The sequence below is a fragment of the Streptomyces sp. NP-1717 genome, assembly GCF_022695985.1.
Taxonomy (GTDB): domain Bacteria; phylum Actinomycetota; class Actinomycetes; order Streptomycetales; family Streptomycetaceae; genus Streptomyces.
Map to the genome: position 1 here is coordinate 35,891 of NZ_JAAPBF010000030.1, position 18,346 is coordinate 54,236.

The following is an 18,346-nucleotide window of genomic DNA, read 5'->3' on the forward strand; positions in this document are numbered from 1 at the left end:
CTCTTGTGTAATACGAGGAGATCGCGCGACCCGCTCATCGGTGGCCGAGATCCTTCGTCCCGGCCACCCGACCCCGAATCGCAGATCAGGACCAAAGTGTCGTACTCATACGAAGCCCCCGTTTCGCAGGCCCTTTTCGACCGCGCGTCGGTCGTGACGCCCGGCGGGGTGAACTCTCCCGTCCGTGCCTTCCGGGCCGTGGGCGGTACGCCCCGGTTCATGGTGTCCGGTGAGGGCGCGTACCTCACCGACGCCGACGGGCGCGACTACGTCGACCTCGTCTGCTCCTGGGGGCCGATGATCCTGGGGCACTCGCGGCCCGAGGTCATCGAGGCCGTGCGGGCCGCGGTCGCCCGGGGTACGTCCTTCGGTACGCCCGGTGAGGGCGAGGTCGCGCTGGCCGAGGAGATCGTCGCCCGGGTCGCGCCCGTCGAGCAGGTCCGGCTCGTGTCGTCCGGCACCGAGGCCACCATGTCCGCGATCCGGCTCGCCCGCGGGTTCACCGGGCGCGCGAAGATCGTGAAGTTCGCGGGCTGTTACCACGGTCATGTGGACGCGCTGCTCGCCGCCGCCGGTTCCGGCGTCGCGACGTTCGGGCTGCCCGACACGCCCGGGGTGACCGGCGCGCAGGCCGGGGACACCGTCGTACTGCCGTACAACGATCTGGACGCCGTACGGGCGGCCTTCGCCGCGCACCCCGGTGAGATCGCCTGCGTGATCACCGAGGCCTCGCCCGGGAACATGGGCGTCGTGCCGCCGCGTGACGGGTTCAACGCCGGGCTCAAGGAGCTGTGCGCCGCCGACGGCGCCCTGTACATCTCCGACGAGGTGATGACCGGATTCCGTACGTCGAAGGCCGGCTGGTACGGCATCGACGGCGTCGCGCCCGACCTGATGACCTTCGGCAAGGTCATGGGCGGCGGATTCCCCGCCGCGGCCTTCGGCGGTCGCGCCGACGTCATGGCGCACCTCGCGCCCGCCGGCCCCGTCTACCAGGCGGGCACGCTCTCCGGCAATCCCGTCGCCACCGCCGCCGGGCTCGCGCAGCTGCGGCTGCTCGACGACGCGGCGTACGCGAAGGTCGACGCCGTGTCGGCGGAGATCCGCGGCCTCGTCTCCGACGCCCTGAGCAAGGAGGGTGTCGCGCACCGGGTGCAGACGGCGGGCAACATGTTCTCCGTCTTCTTCACCGCCGACGAGGTACGGGACTACGAGGACGCCAAGCGGCAGGAAGCTTTCCGCTTCACCGGCTTCTTCCACTCGATGCTCGCCGACGGTGTGTACCTGCCGCCGTCCGCCTTCGAGTCCTGGTTCGTCTCCACCGCCCACGACGACCGCGCGGTCGAGCGCGTCGCCGCCGCCCTGCCGGCCGCCGCCCGCGCGGCGGCGGAAGCGACCGGGACCGGAGTGGACGCATGAGCGCCGAGACCACCGCCGTCCACGTCGTACGGCACGGGGAGGTCCACAACCCCGACGGGGTCCTCTACGGGCGTCGCGACGGCTACCACCTCTCCGAGCTGGGCCGGCGGATGGCCGACCGGGTCGCCGAGCACCTCGCGAGCCGCGACATCACGCATGTCGTCGCCTCCCCGCTGGAGCGGGCGCAGGAGACCGCGATGCCCGTGGCCAAGTCCCACGGGCTGACCCTGCACACCGACGACCGTCTCATCGAGGCCGCGAACGTATTCGAGGGCAAGACCTTCGGGGTCGGCGACGGCGCCCTGCGCCGCCCCGGCAACTGGCGCTACCTCACCAACCCGTTCCGGCCCTCCTGGGGCGAGTCGTACGTCGAACAGGTCGCCCGTATGAAGGCAGCCCTGGCCGACGCGCGCGACGCGGCCCGGGGGCACGAGGCCGTGTGCGTCAGCCACCAGCTGCCGATCTGGATCGTGCGCAGCCATTTCGAGCGCCGCAGGCTGTGGCACGACCCGCGCCGCAGGCAGTGCACACTCGCGTCCCTGACGACTTTCACGTACGAGGGGGAGAAGCTGATCTCCGTCGCCTATACGGAGCCGGCGCGCGATCTCGTACCCGCGCATCTGCTCGCCGGTGCCAAACCGGTAAAGGGCGCGTCAAAAGCCTTCGGAGCGTAATCGGTCAATCGCCCACGGTTCGGCGGGAAATGTCACATCCGGCGTTACAAGTACGCCGCTTCGTCAATTCCTGGAACCTGTGAGTTCCCTGTGCCATCTAACGTGTTGTCGTCCGCTTGACCGGCGGACGTTACACGCACGAGCGCGGATGGGGACGATATGCGCGACATGAGCCGAAGGGGCCTGCTCGGAGCCGGAATTGGAGCGGCGGCCGCAATCGGAATCGCGGGCTGTGGTACCGACTCGGGCAAGCCCGGCAATGCCGGTAAGGACAGCGGCGGCAACGGGGGAGAGGGCAAACCGAGCGTCCGGCCCAGCGAGAAGAACGTCCGGCCGATCGGTGACGGTTCGACCGCCGACACCGGGAAGCAGCCGCACCAGCCGCCCAGGCCCGTACCGCTGGAGCCGGGCGAGACCCCGCCGCAGTTCGTGATCTTCTCCTGGGACGGCGCGGGCGAGGTGGGCAACGGCCTCTTCCCCCGCTTCCTCGACCTCGCCAAGGACCACGGCGCGGCGATGACGTTCTTCCTCTCCGGCATCTATCTGCTGCCGGAGTCGAAAAAGACGCTCTACCGCCCGCCGGGCAACGCCGTCGGCGCCTCCGACATCGGCTATCTCACCGACGCGCACATCAAGGACACGCTGAAGTACATACGCCGGGCGTGGCTCGAAGGGCACGAGATAGGCACGCACTTCAACGGGCACTTCTGCGCCGGGTCCGGCTCGGTCGGCAACTGGTCGCCGAAGCAGTGGCGCGACGAGATCGACCAGGCCGTGGGATTCGTCACCGAGTGGAAGACGAACAGCGGCTGGAAGGACCTCGACCCGCTGCCGTTCGACTACCGCAAGGAACTGGTCGGGGGCCGTACGCCGTGCCTGCTCGGCCAGGACGGACTGCTGCCGGTGGCGAGCAAAATGGGCTGGCGGTACGACGCCAGCTCGCCGGGCGGCCGGCAGATGTGGCCGGACAAGCGGCAGGACGTGTGGGATCTGCCGTTGCAGGCCGTGCCGTTCCCCGGGCATTCCTTCGAGGTGCTGTCGATGGACTACAACATGCTCGCCAATCAGTCGAAGAATTCGACGCAGGGCGTGCCCGCCCATTATCCGGGCTGGCGCAGACAGGCCACCGAGGCGTATCTCTCCGGATTCCGTCGCGCGTACGAGTCGAATCGCGCCCCCTTCTTCATAGGGAATCACTTCGAGGAGTGGAACGGCGGCATATATATGGATGCGGTCGAAGAGGCGATCAAGGGGATGGCGGACAAGAAGGACGTACGGCTCGTCTCCTTCCGGCAGTTCACGGACTGGCTCGACGTCCAGGACCCGGCCGTACTCGAAAAGCTCCGCACGCTGGAGGTCGGCCAGGCCCCCGCCGGTGGGTGGAACACCTTCCTCAAAGCCGCCTGAGGCCCGGCGGCGTGGGCCCGGACAGGCCGCTGACAGGGAGTTCCCCGGGAGTGAGGGGGGCGAAGAAGATCCCCGAATGGCCCATGCGAAACTTTTCACATGAACTTTGGCCTCGGACAGGATTTGGCCCTCCCAAGCCGCTCGAACCGACGCCCACGCGCTGCCGCCACGGCCGCCGTGGCCGCGTCGGTGGCCATGCTCACCCTGGCGGCGTGCGGCGGTGGTGCCACCTCCGGCGGCGGCGGTGACACCAACTTCGTGACCAACACCGGCGGCGTGCAGACGGTCGCCAAGGGCGAGCGCAAAGCGGTCAACAAGATCGCCGGGGAGACGCTCGAAGGCGAGCGGCTCGACGTCGCCGACCTCAAGGGCAAGATCGTCGTGCTGAACGTCTGGGGTTCGTGGTGCGCACCGTGCCGCGCCGAGGCGTCGCACCTCGTGAAGGTCGCCAAGGAGACCGAGGCACAGGGCGTCGCGTTCGTCGGGATCAACACCCGCGACACCAACAAGGGCCCGGCCCTCGCCTTCGAGGAGAACTACGGCGTCACGTACCCGAGTCTCTACGACCCGGCGGGCAAGCTCCTCGTCAACGGCTTCCCCAAGGGCAGCCTCAACCCGCAGGCGATCCCCTCCACCGTCGTGCTGGACCGGGACGGGAAGATCGCGGCCCGCGCCCTGACCGCGCTCGACGACAAGAAACTGCGCGAGATGATCGACCCGCTGATCGCGGAGAAGTGATCCCGTGGAGGTTCTCGCCGCGGTTCCCGGCATGAATGAGACGGTCTACAGCGGGGCGCTGCTGCTCGCGCTGCCGCTCGCTCTGCTGGGCGGTCTGGTCTCGTTCTTCTCGCCGTGCGTGCTGCCGCTCGTACCCGGCTATCTCAGTTACGTCACCGGCATCAGCGGCACCGACCTGGGCGACGCGCGGCGCGGGCGGATGGTCGCCGGCGCGGTGCTGTTCATCGTCGGCTTCACCGCGGTCTTCGTCTCCGGCGGCGCGCTCTTCGGCTACTTCGGCAACACCCTCCAGGACCACCGGGCGATCATCTCCCGGGTCCTCGGTGTGCTGATGATCGCGATGGGCGTGTTCTTCATGGGGCTGCTGCCCTGGCTCACGCAGCGCGAATTCCGCGTCCACAAGAAGCCCGTGTCGGGTCTGGCCGGCGCTCCGCTGCTGGGCGCGCTGTTCGGGGTCGGCTGGACGCCGTGCATCGGACCGACGCTCACCTCCGTGAACATGCTGGCGTTCGACCAGGCGAGCGCGGGGCGGGGCGCCATACTGACCGTCGCGTACTGCGTCGGGCTCGGAGTCCCGTTCGTCCTCGCCGCCGTCGCGTTCCGCAAGGCGCTGGGGCTCTTCGGCTGGGTCAAGCGCCACTACGTGTGGGTGATGCGCATCGGCGGCGTGATGATGATCGCGACCGGGGTGCTGCTGGTGACCGGCGTGTGGGACAGCATCATGCAAGACATGCAGACGTGGACCAACGGCTTCACGGTGGGGATCTAGTTCCATGAGCAAGACAGAGACGACAGCGGACACCGCCCCCGACGGGCCGGAGACCGACAGCACACCCGAGGCGCGCGAGGCCCGCGAACTCGGCGCCGCCGGATCCCAGCTCTCCACGGCCCCCCGCGAGGAGTCCGCCATCGGCGGCCCCAGCCTCGGCCCGACCGGCTGGATCCGCTGGTTCTGGCGCCAGCTCACCTCGATGCGCGTCGCGCTGATCCTGCTCTTCATGCTGTCGCTCGCCGCGATCCCCGGCTCGCTCATCCCGCAGAACACCGTGGACGAACTCAAGGTCCAGACGTTCCAGGAGAAGCACGAGACGCTCACACCGGTCTACGAGAAGCTCCAGCTGTTCGACGTCTACAGCTCGGTGTGGTTCTCGGCGATCTACCTTCTGCTCTTCATCTCCCTCATCGGCTGCATCGTCCCGCGCACCTGGCAGTTCGCCGGCCAGCTGCGCGGCCGTCCGCCCGGCGCCCCCAAGCGGCTCAACAGGCTCCCCGCCTACACGACATGGCGTACGACCGCCGAGCCGGAGGAGGCCCGCGAGGCCGCCCTCACGATGCTCAGGAAGCGGCGCTTCCGCGCGCACACCGCCGGGGACGCGGTCGCCGCCGAGAAGGGCTACCTCCGCGAGACCGGCAATCTGCTCTTCCACATCGCGCTGATCGTGATGCTGGTCGCCTTCGCCACCGGACAGCTCTTCAAGTCCGAGGGCGGCAAGCTGATCATGGAGGGCGACGGGTTCTCCAACACCCTCACCCAGTACGACGACTTCAAGTCCGGCTCGATGTACGACACGGACGACCTGGAGCCGTTCAGCTTCAACCTCGACAAGTTCGTCGGGACCTTCGAGCGCAACGGACCACAGGTCGGCACGGCCCGTGAATTCGAGGCCCACGTCAGCTACTCGACGGACGCGGGCGGCAAGGAGCGCAAGGCGGTCATCGAGGTCAACGAACCGCTGGAGGTCAACGGTTCGAAGGTCTATCTGATCGGCCACGGTTACGCCCCCGTCATCACCGTCCGGGACGGCGCCGGCAAGGTGGTCTTCAAGGGCGCGACCCCGCTCCTGCCGATCGACAACAACATCACCTCGACCGGCGCGATCAAGGTGATGGACGGCTACCGGGACAAGAACGGCAAGAAGCAGCAGCTCGGCTTCAACGCCTTCTTCGTGCCGACGTTCGCGGGCAAGGGCAACGGCAACATGTTCTCCCAGTTCCCCGAACTGGACTTCCCCGTACTGGCGCTCACCGGCTACCGGGGCAGCCTCGGCGTCGACTCCGGTCTGCCGCAGAACGTGTACCAGCTCGACACCAGCAAGATGAAGCAGTTCAAGGACGCCGACGGCAACAAGCTCGCACAGCGGCTGCTGCCCGGCGAGACGATGAAGCTGCCGGACGGCGCGGGCTCGGTGACCTTCGAGAAGGAGATCAAGGAGTGGGCGACCTTCCAGATCTCGCAGCAGCCGGGCAACGGGCTCGCTCTCGCCGGCGCGATCGGCGCCGTCCTCGGACTCACCGGTTCGCTTTTCATCCAGCGGCGCCGGATCTGGGTCCGCGCGGTGCGCGGCGCCGACGGAGTCACCGTCGTGGAGATGGCCGGCCTCGGACGCAGCGAGTCGGCGAAGCTCCCCGAGGAGCTGGGCGACCTCGCCCTGACGCTCAACGCCGAGGCGCCGACGGCGCCGGAGCCGGAGTCCGAAGAACCGGAGCCGGAGTCCGAGCCCGAAGAAGAAGCGCGAGACGCCGCGGAAGACACATCCGTCGCCGCCACCGCCACCACTACCGGAGAGCCTGTCGAAGGGGCTGAGAAGTGATCCTCGCCGCCACCACCAACGAGAGCCTGGCGAACACCGCCAACGTGCTGGTCTATTCGTCCATGGCCGTCTACACCCTGGCCTTCTTCGCCCATATCGTCGAGTGGGTCGCGGGCAGCCGCAGCAAGGTGGGCCGTACCGCCGCCGCGCTGACCGGCGCCCGCCGGACGGCCTCCGCCACCGTCGAGGTACGCACGGCGGAGAAGGAGAAGGGCGGCGGCACCGCCGTCCTGGAGCGCCCGAAGGTCATCACGCGCTCGGCGGCCGGAAGGCGTGACGTGCCCGACGGCCCCGGCGCCGCGGGCGGCACCGAGAAGGGCGACCTGTACGGGCGCATCGCCGTCGCGCTCACCGCCCTCGGCTTCCTCATCGAGGCGGCGGGTGTCGTCAGCCGCGCGATGGCCGTGCAGCGCGCCCCGTGGGGCAACATGTACGAGTTCTCCACCACCTTCTCCACGGTGGCGGTCGGCACGTACCTCGCCTTCCTCCTCGCGAAGAAGAACATCCGCTGGATCGGACTGCCGCTGGTCACCACGGTGCTGCTGAACCTGGGCGTCGCGACGACCGTGCTCTACACCGACAGCGACCAACTCGTCCCGGCCCTGCACTCGTACTGGCTCTGGATCCACGTCTCCACCGCGATCTTCTGCGGCGCGGTCTTCTACCTCGGCGCCGTGGGCACGGTCTTCTACCTGCTGCGTGACGTGTACGAGTCCAAGATCGCCCGGGGCGTCACCGTCGGCCGCGCGTGGTCCTCCGTCATGGAGCGGCTGCCCGCCGCCGCCACACTCGACAAGTTCTCCTACCGCGTCAACGCCGCCGTCTTCCCGCTGTGGACCTTCACGATCATCGCGGGCGCGATCTGGGCCGGCGACGCCTGGGGCCGCTACTGGGGCTGGGACCCCAAGGAGGTCTGGTCCTTCATCACGTGGGTGGCCTACGCCGCCTACCTGCACGCGCGCGCCACGGCGGGCTGGAAGGGCCGCAAGGCGGCGACGCTGGCCCTGATCGCCTTCGGCTGCTGGCTGTTCAACTACTACGGCGTGAACATCTTCGTCAGCGGAAAGCACTCCTACGCGGACGTGTGAGACGCGCGGGAACGACAACAGCGGCGCGCCCCGGATCAGTCGAACCGGGGACGCGCCGCTGTCGTACGTGAGTGACTCGGCACGTGAGGCGACTCAGGCCGTCGGCGGGACGTCGTCGGCGCTGCCGCCCTTCTCGCGGCGCTCGATCTCGGCCTCACGGCGCCGCAGATCGGCCTCGCGCCGCTCCAACTCGGCCACCGCGTCCGCGTCCGCGGCCGGCTTCGCCCCGTCCTTCGCCGCTTCCCCGGTGTCGTCCTCGCCGCCCCGGTCGCTTTTGCCGTTCTTCCCAAGGGACTTGAGGAAGTCGGGGTTGTCGTCGGGCGCGACCCACCCGCCCCGGCGGCCCGCCGAGCCCTTGGCCGCCGTGGGCTTCCTGCCCACCATCAGCCAGGCGATCGAGCCGACCAGCGGGAAGAGCAGCACCAGAATGGCCCAGATGGGCTTGGGAATGTGCCGGACGTCCTTCTCGTCGGTGGTGATGCAGTCGATGAACGCGTAGATGCTGAGAGCCAGCGGCACCAGAATCATCAGCACCCGAAGCATGGCGGTCCCCCTGGGTATGGAGATCGAGTACGGAGCGGTGGCCCCGGTTACAGGTCCAGGGTAGCGAGTAGCAGATACTGGTTCGTATGGCTTACGACGATCTTCGCTCTCTGCTCCGGGCGCTGGAGCGCGACGGTGACCTCAAGCGCATCAAGGCCGAGGTCGATCCGTATCTGGAAGTCGGTGAGATCGTCGACCGGGTGAACAAGGCCGGCGGTCCCGCGCTTCTCTTCGAGAACGTCAAGGGCTCCGACATGCCCCTGGCGATGAACGTGTACGGGACGGACCGCCGGCTGCTCAAGGCGCTCGGGCTCACGTCGTACACGGACATCAGCGACAAGATCGGCGGGCTGCTCAAGCCCGAACTGCCGCAGGGTTTCGTGGGCGTGCGCGAGGCGTTCGGGAAGCTCGGCACGATGACGCACGTGCCGCCGAAGAAGGTCAAGCCCGGCAGCGCGCCCGTGCAGGAGGTCGTCCTCACCGGTGACGACGTCGACCTGGACCGGCTGCCCGCGCTGTTCACCTGGCCCGAGGACGGCGGCTCGTTCTTCAACCTCGGTCTGACACACACCAAACACCCCGAGACCGGCATCCGTAACCTCGGGCTGTACCGGCTCCAGCGCCACGACAAGCGCACCATCGGCATGCACTGGCAGATCCACAAGGACAGCGCCAACCACTACCAGGTCGCCGCCAGGCGCGGTGAACGGCTGCCCGTCGCGATCGCCTTCGGCTGCCCGCCGGCCGTGACGTACGCCTCCACCGCCCCGCTGCCGGGGGACATCGACGAGTACCTCTTCGCGGGGTTCGTCCAGGGCAAGCGGATCGAGATGGTCGACTGCCGTACGGTGCCGCTCCAGGTGCCGGCCAACGCCGAGGTCGTCATCGAGGGCTGGCTGGAGCCGGGCGAGATGCTGCCCGAGGGCCCGTTCGGCGACCACACCGGCTTCTACACGCCGCAGGAACCGTTCCCCGCGCTGACCATCGACTGCGTGACGATGCGCGAACGTCCGCTGCTCCAGTCGATCGTGGTCGGCCGGCCGCCGACGGAGGACGGTCCGCTGGGGCGTGCGACGGAACGGTTCTTCCTGCCGCTGCTCAAGATCATCGTGCCCGACATCGTGGACTACCACCTGCCCGAGTCGGGCGGCTTCCACAACTGCGCGATCGTCGCGATCGACAAGAAGTACCCGAAGCACGCGCAGAAGGTGATGCACGCCATCTGGGGCGCGCACATGATGTCCCTCACCAAACTGATCGTGGTCGTGGACGCCGACTGCGACGTGCACGATCTGCACGAGGTGTCCTGGCGGGCGCTGGGCAACACCGACTACGCGCGGGACCTGACGGTCGTGGAGGGCCCGGTCGACCACCTCGACCACTCCTCGTACCAGCAGTTCTGGGGTGGCAAGGCGGGCATCGACGCGACGCGCAAACTCCCCGAGGAGGGGTACACGCGGGACGGTGGCTGGCCGGAGATGGTCGAGTCCGACCCGGAGACCGCGGACCGGGTGACGAAGCGCTGGAGGGAGTACGGCCTGTGAGCAGTGCCGCCGAGGGAGCCGACCGACTCGTCGGGCAGGGACGACAGGGCAGGCCGGGACCGGCGCCGTCCGGCAGCAGGACACGGGCGTTCCTGCGGCTCGTGATGATCGAGCACTCGGTCTTCGCGCTGCCGTTCGCCTACATCGCCTCACTGACGGCCATGTTCCAGCTCGACAGGAACATCCACTGGGGCCGGCTGCTGCTCGTCACGGTCGCGATGGTGGGCCTGCGGACCTTCGCGATGGCCTGCAACCGGATCATCGACCGCGAGATCGACGCCCGTAACCCCCGCACCGCGAACCGGGAGTTGGTGACCGGCGCGGTGTCGGTGCGCTCCGCGTGGACCGGTGCGCTCGTCGCGCTCGTGGTCTTCCTCGGCGCCGCCGCCCTGCTGAACCCGCTCTGTCTGGTGCTCGCCCCCGTCGCCGTGGTCCCGATGGTCGTCTACCCGTACGGGAAGCGCTTCACGAACTTCCCGCACGCCATCCTCGGCCTCGCCCAGGCCATGGGCCCGGTCGGCGCCTGGATCGCCGTCACCGGCGAGTGGTCCTGGGACGCGGTGATCCTCGGTCTCGCCGTCGGCATCTGGATCGGCGGCTTCGACCTGATCTTCGGCAGCCAGGACGTCGACGCGGACCGCGCGCACGGCGTGAAGTCCGTCCCGGCGCGCTTCGGCATCCCCGCCGCGCTGTACGGCGCGCGGGCCTGCCACGCCGTGACCACGGCCCTGCTGGTCTGGTACGCGCTGGCCACCGACGCGGGGCTGTTCTTCTGGATCGGCCTGCTGATCGTCGCCGCCGCGTTCCTCTACGAGCACCAGGTCGTGAAGCCGAACGACCTGTCCCGGCTCAACCGGGCCTTCTTCACCGTGAACGGCTTCATCGGGATGGCGCTCTTCATCTGCGCGCTGCTCGACCTGCTCGTACGCGGACTGACGGTCTGACGGCCCGAGCGGCCTCGGCACAGCTCGCCCGGCGGGTCAGGATATGAGCGCACCCGCCGGGCGCTTGGGCCTGCGGAACATGAACGCCGCCAGCACGCCGCCCACCAGCCCGAAGAGATGGCCCTGCCAGCTCACGGACGGATTGGTCGGCAGCACGCCCCACAGCGCGGAGCCGTACATCACCAGGACCAGCAGGCCCACCACGATGTCCACCGCGCTGCGGTTCACGAAGCCGCGGACCAGCAGATAACCGAGCAGCCCGAAGACCACGCCCGAGGCACCCGCCGTCACCGAGTTGTCCGCGGCGGTGAGCCAGACGCCCAGACCGCCGACGACCATGATCGTGAGGACCACGCGCACGAAGCGGCCTATGCCGCTGAGCGCCGCGAGGAAGCCGAGCACGAGCAGTGGCACGGCGTTCGACGCAAGATGGTCGAAGCCGTGGTGCAGGAAGGCCATCGGGATGATGTCGCGCAGCTCGCCCAGCTCCCGCGGGCTCAGTCCGTACGTCCCCAGCGCGCCTGTCGAGGTGTCCACGGCCTCCAGGACCCAGAGCAGCGCGACCCAGCCCAGCATGAGACCGGCCGCCGCCTTGATACGGCGCACCGCGGTCCTGTCGATGGATGAATCCGGCATGTCGCCCCCCAACGGTTCTCGCGTTCCCACCCCGGGAACGCGCGAGGTACCGTCCCCGGTTCCTGCTTCGGGGCGCCGGATAAGGTCGGAGGCGTGAAACCCGGATCGGACCACGAGGACCATGAGGCCCGCGACCGCGAGCACGGGCGGAGCGGCGGGCGGCCCGCGGTGCGGCCCCGGCGGCCGTGGGTCGTCGGAGTCTCCGGCGCGTCGGGGACCCCGTACGCGGCGGCCGTGCTGCGCGGGCTGCTCGACGCCGGCGAGAGCGTCGACCTGATCGTCAGCCGCGCGTCCCGGCTCACGCTGCTCGACGAGACGGGGATCTCCTTCCGGGACGCGCACTGGCCGGACGATCTGCGGGCGTGGCTGGCCCGGGGCGCCGACGGGAAGCCGGACACCTTCGCCCCCGACGTGTCGGACGTACGGCACTGGGCCGCCGGTGATCTGGCGGCCGGCCCGTCCTCCGGGTCGTACCCGGTCAGGGGGATGCTGATCGTCCCCGCCTCCACCGCCTGTGTGGCCGGCGTCGCGCTCGGGCTCTCGAAGGACCTGCTGCAACGCGCGGCGAGCGTCACGCTCAAGGAGCGCCGCCGGCTGGTGGTCGCTGTCCGGGAGACCCCCTTGGGCGGACAGACCCTGAAGCATCTGGTGACCCTGGACGAGGCGGGCGCCGTGGTGCTGCCCGCGTCCCCGGGTTTCTACGCGGGGGCGACGCACATCCAGGATCTGGTGGACTTCGTCGCCGGGCGGGTGCTGGACGCGGCGGGGGTGCCGCACCGGCTGTACCGCCGCTGGGAAGGGGAACTGGGCGCTTCCCGTACCGGTCCCGAGCCGGCGCCGGACTCCGAAGCGCGCTAGCGATCCCTCCTTTCGCATCACCGCACTCGCCACACTGCCTTAGATTGCATACATCAACTTGCGAGATTGCTGAACAATGGAAGGCTTCAGGCATATGGACGCCGTGGATAGACAGCTCATCCAGGCCCTCAGGGAGAACGGCAGAGCTTCGTACGCCGAACTCGGCCGGCTCGTCGGGCTCTCCGGGCCCAGCGTCACCGACCGCATCAACCGGCTGGAGGCCGCCGGCGTCATCATCGGCTACCGCGCCACCGTCGACTCGGCGTCGCTGGGCCTCGGTGTCACCGCGCTGATCGGCATCTCGCTCTCCGACGCCGCCGACCACGAGGACGTCGCGCACCGCTTGCGCGGTCTGGGCGAGATCGAGGACTGCTGGTTCATCGCGGGCGACGACTCGTACATGCTCAAGGTCCGCGCCGGGGACGTCGACGGTCTGGAGAAGACGATCCGCCGCCTCGGCAGTACGAAGGGCGTCTCGCGGACCCGGACGACCATCGTGCTCTCCACCAAGTGGGAGAACCGGGTCGGCGAGCTTCCCGACGAGACGTAGGCGTACGGTTGGTGAAGTCTGGTAACCGGGCGTTCGGTGGACATATGACACTCACAGTGGGAGGCGCCGCATGACTGCATCTGTCATGGATGTGGGGCTCAAGCGCGAGTTGGAGGAGAAGGTCAGAGCGGGTGAGCGGCTGACCCGCGAGGACGGGATCGCCCTCTACGAGTCGGACGATCTGGCCTGGCTCGGCGGTCTCGCGCACGAGGTGCGGACGCGCAAGAACGGTGACGTCGTCCACTTCAACGTCAACCGTCACCTCAACATGACGAACGTGTGCACCGCGTCGTGCGCGTACTGCTCGTTCCAGCGCAAGCCGGGCGAGAAGGACGCGTACACGATGCGCATCGAGGAGGCGGTCCGCCTCGCGACGGAGATGCGCGGCGAGAGCCTGACCGAGCTGCACATCGTCAACGGGCTGCACCCGACGCTCCCCTGGCGCTACTACCCGCGCTCGCTGAGGGCTCTCAAGGAGGCGCTGCCGGAGGTCTCGCTGAAGGCGTTCACGGCCACCGAGATTCATCACTTCGAGACCATCTCCGGATTGACGGCCAGTGAGATCCTCGACGAGCTGATCGACGCCGGGCTCGAATCGCTGACGGGCGGTGGCGCCGAGATCTTCGACTGGGAGGTCAGGCAGCACATCGTCGACCACCGCACGCACTGGGAGGACTGGTCGCGTATCCACCGGCTCGCGCACGAGAAGGGTCTCAAGACCCCGTGCACGATGCTGTACGGCCACGTCGAGGAGCCCAGGCACCGGGTCGACCACGTGCTGCGGCTGCGTGAACTCCAGGACGAGACCGGCGGTTTCCAGGTCTTCATCCCGCTGCGCTACCAGCACGACTTCGTGGACATGCAGGACGGCAAGGTCCGCAACCTCCTCCAGGCGCGTACGACGATGGCGACCGGCGCCGAGGCGCTGAAGACGTTCGCCGTCTCGCGGCTGCTGTTCGACAACGTCCCGCACGTCAAGGTCTTCTGGGTGATGCACGGCGTGCAGACCGCCCAACTCGCGCTCCAGCACGGGGCGGACGACATGGACGGCTCGGTCGTCGAGTACAAGATCACGCACGACGCGGACAACTACGGAACGCCGAACAAGCTCGGCCGTGAGGATCTGCTCGACCTGATCCGCGACGCCGGCTTCCGCCCCGTCGAGCGCAACACGCGCTACGAGATCATCCGGGAGTACCCGGGCCCCGACGAGGACCGTCGCGAAACGCCGCAGCCGATGCGGCTCTGAGCCGTCGGCGCATTCCCGTTGAGCGGCCCCAGCTCGCTGAGCTGGGGCTTCTCGCGTTTCGGGACAGGGTTGAGGGTTCGACTCGGTAATGGTTACTGTGAGGAAATGCCGCTTACGTTCATCCTGGACCCGCCCACCGACCCGGCCCTCCGTGACGGCGTCGTCGCGCTCTGGACGGACGTCTCCGACGCGGGCGGCGCCGTCGGTTTCGTACCGCCGGTGAACCCCGACGACGTACGCGCCGAACTCGTCAAGCACCTCGCGTCCATGGCCGAGGGCCGGACCCGGCTGCTCGTGGGGCTGGACGAGGAGGGCGCCGTGGCCGCCACGGCGTTCCTCACGTACAACACCCACCGGCTGATGCGGCACTGGGTCTGGCTGTACACGGTGATGGTCCACCCGCGCCACCAGGGCAAGGGGTACGGCCGCGATCTGATGCGCGCGGCGGCCGACGCCGCACGCGGCTTCGACGGCATCGAGGCGATACGGCTCACCTGCCGGGGCGGCACGGGCGTGGACGCCTTCTACGCGTCGTGCGGCTACAAGGAGGTCGGACGGGTGCCGGACGCGATACGGGTGGCGCCCGGCGACGACCGCGACGACATCACGATGCTGCTGCCGCTGCACTGAGGCGGCGGGCCGCGGCGGCCTGAGCCAACCCTCCGATAAGGGACGCCGGGCGGCGTGCTTCACTGGTCGGGTACGCCGCCACGAGGAGCACGAGGAGAGAGGGCCGCTGTGACCGCCGCCAGAACGAGCGCCACCATCCGCTACACCGCGATGCGCCTGGGCATCTTCGTCGGCAGCTTCGTGGTCGTCGCCGCCCTGGTCCAGTTCGGCGTGCTGCCCAAGGGACTCGGCGACTCCAACTTCGTCTGGGTGCTGCTGCTCGCGCTCGTCATCTCCGCGCCGCTCAGCTTCGTCCTGCTGCGCAAGCAGCGTGACGAGATGTCCGCGCAGATCGTCGGCAAGGTCGACGGCGCGAAGGCCAGGCTCGAGGCGAACCGCGCGCAGGAGGACGGCGCCGTCCAGTAGGACGCCGGCCCGTCCCGTATAAGCGCCGCGTAAGTTTCGTCACATCCGTACGCCGCACCAGCACGCCCCAGCCCCTTCCGGGCTGGGGCATCGGTGTTTCCGGGGCCGTCGGCGTACCCGATACCTCAAAGCGGGCCTTTGAGTATCCATAAGTCCCGGTGTTAATGTACTGGGCATGAAGACATCAGTGCGCCCTCATGCCGCGAGCGTGCCGCTCGTGGCGCGCCTGCATGTCGACCTCTGCCGCTGCATGTCCGCGGTCTGTAGCGGCTCGCTCTGATCCGAGCCCGCTTCATGCGGCGGCGCCACTTCTGACGCACGGGCGCCGCACCCCCCAGTTCCACCCCCTCGTCCCCGTACCGCCGTATGCCCAACTGGAGTGTGTCCGTGTCCGCGAATTCCGAGCCCGCCACCACCGGCAAGGCCGACCAGGCCGCCAAGCCGGCCGGTTCGGGCCCAGGTTTCTCCCTGCCCAAGGTCCCGTTCTGGGCCCAGATCGTCGCCGGTCTCGTCCTCGGCGTCCTGCTCGGCTGGCTCGCCCGCAGCCAGGACATCACCTGGCTGTACACCACGCTCGACAAAATAGGCGGCATCTTCATCCAGCTCCTGAAGCTGGCCGTCGCCCCGCTGGTCTTCTTCGCGATCCTCGTGTCGATCACCAACCTCCGCAAGGTCAACAACGCCGCCAGGCTCGCCTCGCGCACCCTGCTCTGGTTCATGATCACGTCACTGATCGCCGTCGCCATCGGCATCACGATCGGCCTGATCACCAACCCGGGCTCCGGCACCGGCCTCACCCCCAAGGACGGCGCCAAGCCGGAGGGTTCGGGCTCCTGGATCGACTTCCTCACCGGCATCGTGCCGACGGACGTGATCACCCCGTTCACCGAACTCAACGTCCTCCAGATCGTCTTCATGGCCGCCGTCGCCGGTATCGCCGCGCTCAAGCTCGGCGACCGCGCCGCGCCGATCCTCGCGCTGAGCGAGTCGGTGCTCGAACTGCTCCAGAAGGCGCTGTGGTGGGTCATCCGCCTCGCCCCGATCGGCACCGTCGGCCTCATCGGCTACGCCATCGCGGACTACGGCTGGGACCTGATCGGCGACTACGCGACCTTCACCGCCGACGTGTACATCGGCTGCGCCCTGGTCCTCTTCGGCGTCTACCCGCTGCTGCTCGCCACGGTCGCCAAGGTCAGCCCCCTCCAGTTCTTCAAGGGCGCCTGGCCCGCGATCCAGCTCGCCTTCGTCTCCCGCTCCTCGGTCGGCACGATGCCCGTCACCGTGCGGGTGACCGAGCGCCTCGGCGTGCCGAAGGAGTACACGAGCTTCGCCGTCCCGTTCGGCGCCACCACCAAGATGGACGGCTGCGCCGCGATCTACCCGGCGCTGGCGGCGATCTTCATCGCGGAGATCTTCAACGTCCAGCTCGGCATCCAGGACTACCTGCTGATCGCCTTCGTCTCGGTCGTCGGCTCGGCGGCCACGGCGGGCCTCACCGGCGCGACGGTCATGCTGACCCTGACCCTCTCCACGCTGGGTCTGCCGCTGGAGGGCGTGGGTCTGCTGATCGCCATCGACCCGATCCTGGACATGATGCGCACGGCGACGAACGTTGCCGGACAAGTTGTAGCACCGGTCATCGTCGCGGCCCGCGAGAAGATCCTGGACCACGACAAGTACAACTCGGTGCACGGTTCGCCGATTGATGAGGAGTCGGAGACCCGCGAGGTGGAGCACAAGGCTGCTGTCCCTGCCGCTGTGTAAGCGCCACGCTTTGACGCCGCCCGCGCCCGAAAGAGTCGGTGCGCGGGCGGCGTTGTCGCCGTTCCACCGTGCAGTTCGACCAAACCACCACGGGTCACCACGAGCTCCGCGCTCCGGTTCGGAGGCGAGCTGTTGTCAGCGTGCGCGTGAACGCGACCACCGCAAGTTGTCACGCACGATGTGAGTCGTCGGGTGGTCCTCGCCGAGGAGACGGACACTGTCGATGAGGCTCTTCTCGTACAGGGGGATGGCGCGTTCGAGATCCCCGGCCGCGTCGTAAGCGCTCGCGAGGTTGTTGCGTGAGGTCAGGGTGGAAGGGTGGTCCTCGCCGAGTACGCGCCGCCGGTCGGTGAGGTTCTGCTCATGCATGCGGATGGCGCGTTCGGGATCTCCCGCCGACTCGTAGGCGTTGGCGAGGTTGTTGCGGGAGGCCAAGGTGTGGGGGTGGTCCTCGCCCAGGACCCGCACGCTGTTGGTGACCGTCTGCTCGTACAGGGGGATGGCGCGTGCCAGGTCCCCGGCCGCGTCGTAAGCGCTCGCGAGGTTGTTGCGGGAGGCCAGGGTGAAAGGGTTGTCCTCGCCGAGGAGACGGACGCTGTCGGTGAGGTTCTGCTCGTGGAGGGGGATGGCGCGTTCAAGATTCCCCGCTGATCGGTGAGCGTAGGCGAGGTTGTTGCGAGACGTCAGAGTGTGGGGGTGGTCAGGGCCCAGGATCCGCACGCCGTCGATGAGGCTCTTCTCGTACAAAGGGATGGCGCGTTTCAGGTCTCCTGCCGACTCGTAGGCGTTGGCGAGGTTGTTGCGGGAGGCCAGGGTGTCGGGGTGGTCCTCGCCGAGTACGTGCTGCCGGTCGGTGAGGTTTCGTTCATGCATGCGGATGGCGCGTTTCAGGTCTCCTGCCGACTCGTAGGCGTTGGCGAGGTTGTTGCGGGAGGCCAAGGTGTCGGGGTGGTCCTCGCCCAGGACCCGCACGCGGGCGATGAGGACCCGCTCGTACAGATGGATCGCGCGCTCAAGATCTCCTGCCGACTCGTAGGCGTAGGCGAGGTTGTTGCGGGAGGTAAGGCTGTCCGGGTGGTCTTCGCCGAAGAACCGGGCTGAGACGGCGGTGGAGCGCTCGGCGTAACCGGTGGCTTGACTGAGCTGGCCCTGGCTCAACAGAAAAAGCGCCGTGTTGTGCAGGATGAGGGTGTTGGTGTCAGTGTCTGTAGGGGTGTGGGCGAGATATGCACTGATGTGGGGGAGCAGGGTCCGCCAGCGTGGCCATCCGGCGGTGTTCGTGACTGGGTCGTTGGGCAGCGTGTTG

Annotated in this window: 18 protein-coding genes; 15 read left to right on the plus strand and 3 right to left on the minus strand. The window is 68.6% G+C overall.

The features are described from left to right. The first annotated feature begins 96 nt into the window (after nt 1-96). The 7 genes from hemL to ccsB all read left to right on the plus strand — a co-directional run bounded on the left by hemL (nt 97) and on the right by ccsB (nt 7,917). Nucleotides 97-1,419 carry a glutamate-1-semialdehyde 2,1-aminomutase gene (gene hemL / locus GXP76_RS09630; protein ID WP_242571027.1) on the plus strand — a complete coding sequence of 441 codons (1,323 nt, stop codon included), beginning with the start codon at nt 97-99 and terminating at the stop codon, nt 1,417-1,419. Next, a complete protein-coding gene (locus tag GXP76_RS09635; protein ID WP_242571028.1) occupies nt 1,416-2,093 on the plus strand; it encodes a histidine phosphatase family protein in 678 nt (225 codons plus the stop codon). Before hemL ends, GXP76_RS09635 begins: the two co-directional genes overlap by 4 nt. Before the next feature lie 159 nt (nt 2,094-2,252). Beyond that, a complete protein-coding gene (locus GXP76_RS09640; RefSeq protein WP_242571029.1) occupies nt 2,253-3,500 on the plus strand; it encodes a hypothetical protein in 1,248 nt (415 codons plus the stop codon). Between the two features lie 99 nt (nt 3,501-3,599). Beyond that, entirely contained in the window at nt 3,600-4,238 is a 639-nt protein-coding gene (locus GXP76_RS09645) for a TlpA family protein disulfide reductase (RefSeq protein WP_374360371.1), read from the plus strand. Between the two features lie 31 nt (nt 4,239-4,269). Beyond that, a complete protein-coding gene (locus GXP76_RS09650; protein WP_242571030.1) occupies nt 4,270-5,007 on the plus strand; it encodes a cytochrome c biogenesis CcdA family protein in 738 nt (245 codons plus the stop codon). A 4-nt stretch (nt 5,008-5,011) separates the two neighbouring features. Then, entirely contained in the window at nt 5,012-6,829 is a 1,818-nt protein-coding gene (locus GXP76_RS09655) for a cytochrome c biogenesis protein ResB (protein ID WP_242571031.1), read from the plus strand. Next, nucleotides 6,826-7,917 (plus strand): c-type cytochrome biogenesis protein CcsB, encoded by a 1,092-nt coding sequence (ccsB, locus tag GXP76_RS09660; RefSeq protein WP_242571032.1) that lies wholly within the window; start codon nt 6,826-6,828, stop codon nt 7,915-7,917. Before GXP76_RS09655 ends, ccsB begins: the two co-directional genes overlap by 4 nt. 93 nt (nt 7,918-8,010) lie before the next feature. On the opposite strand, the gene GXP76_RS09665 is transcribed toward ccsB, so the two are convergent. Further along, nucleotides 8,011-8,460: a PLD nuclease N-terminal domain-containing protein gene (locus tag GXP76_RS09665; protein ID WP_242571033.1), complete on the minus strand. Its 450-nt coding sequence runs from the start codon at nt 8,458-8,460 to the stop codon at nt 8,011-8,013. A gap of 86 nt (nt 8,461-8,546) precedes the next feature. On the opposite strand from GXP76_RS09665, the gene GXP76_RS09670 reads away from it, so the two are divergent. Next, the gene (locus GXP76_RS09670; RefSeq protein WP_242571034.1) at nt 8,547-10,004 is read left to right on the plus strand and encodes a menaquinone biosynthesis decarboxylase; all 1,458 of its coding nucleotides are present in this window, start codon (nt 8,547-8,549) and stop codon (nt 10,002-10,004) included. Continuing rightward, nucleotides 10,001-10,948 (plus strand): menaquinone biosynthesis prenyltransferase MqnP, encoded by a 948-nt coding sequence (gene mqnP / locus GXP76_RS09675; RefSeq protein WP_308354122.1) that lies wholly within the window; start codon nt 10,001-10,003, stop codon nt 10,946-10,948. Before GXP76_RS09670 ends, mqnP begins: the two co-directional genes overlap by 4 nt. 36 nt (nt 10,949-10,984) lie before the next feature. Here the strand turns inward: mqnP and GXP76_RS09680 are convergent, their stop codons facing one another. Continuing rightward, nucleotides 10,985-11,584, minus strand: a complete 600-nt coding sequence (locus tag GXP76_RS09680) for a rhomboid family intramembrane serine protease (RefSeq protein WP_242571035.1) — start codon at nt 11,582-11,584, stop codon at nt 10,985-10,987. Between the two features lie 168 nt (nt 11,585-11,752). Between GXP76_RS09680 and GXP76_RS09685 the strand changes: the two genes are divergently transcribed. The 6 genes from GXP76_RS09685 to GXP76_RS09710 all read left to right on the plus strand — a co-directional run bounded on the left by GXP76_RS09685 (nt 11,753) and on the right by GXP76_RS09710 (nt 17,040). Further along, on the plus strand, nt 11,753-12,442 hold the full coding sequence (locus GXP76_RS09685) for a UbiX family flavin prenyltransferase (protein ID WP_242571043.1): 690 nt from the start codon (nt 11,753-11,755) through the stop codon (nt 12,440-12,442). 94 nt (nt 12,443-12,536) lie between these two features. Further along, a complete protein-coding gene (locus GXP76_RS09690; protein WP_242571036.1) occupies nt 12,537-12,992 on the plus strand; it encodes an Lrp/AsnC family transcriptional regulator in 456 nt (151 codons plus the stop codon). An 85-nt stretch (nt 12,993-13,077) separates the two neighbouring features. Further along, a complete protein-coding gene (gene mqnE / locus GXP76_RS09695; RefSeq protein WP_242571044.1) occupies nt 13,078-14,241 on the plus strand; it encodes an aminofutalosine synthase MqnE in 1,164 nt (387 codons plus the stop codon). A 105-nt stretch (nt 14,242-14,346) separates the two neighbouring features. Beyond that, nucleotides 14,347-14,871 carry a GNAT family N-acetyltransferase gene (locus GXP76_RS09700; RefSeq protein WP_242571037.1) on the plus strand — a complete coding sequence of 175 codons (525 nt, stop codon included), beginning with the start codon at nt 14,347-14,349 and terminating at the stop codon, nt 14,869-14,871. 108 nt (nt 14,872-14,979) lie between these two features. Then, nucleotides 14,980-15,276 (plus strand): DUF4229 domain-containing protein, encoded by a 297-nt coding sequence (locus GXP76_RS09705; RefSeq protein WP_242571038.1) that lies wholly within the window; start codon nt 14,980-14,982, stop codon nt 15,274-15,276. 366 nt (nt 15,277-15,642) lie between these two features. Continuing rightward, nucleotides 15,643-17,040, plus strand: coding sequence for a dicarboxylate/amino acid:cation symporter (locus GXP76_RS09710; protein WP_277993189.1), 1,398 nt, complete (start codon nt 15,643-15,645; stop codon nt 17,038-17,040). Nucleotides 17,041-17,175: 135 nt separating this feature from the next. Here the strand turns inward: GXP76_RS09710 and GXP76_RS09715 are convergent. Beyond that, nucleotides 17,176-18,346 (minus strand): tetratricopeptide repeat protein (locus GXP76_RS09715; RefSeq protein ID WP_242571040.1); only part of this gene is annotated, 1,171 nt, incomplete at its 5' end.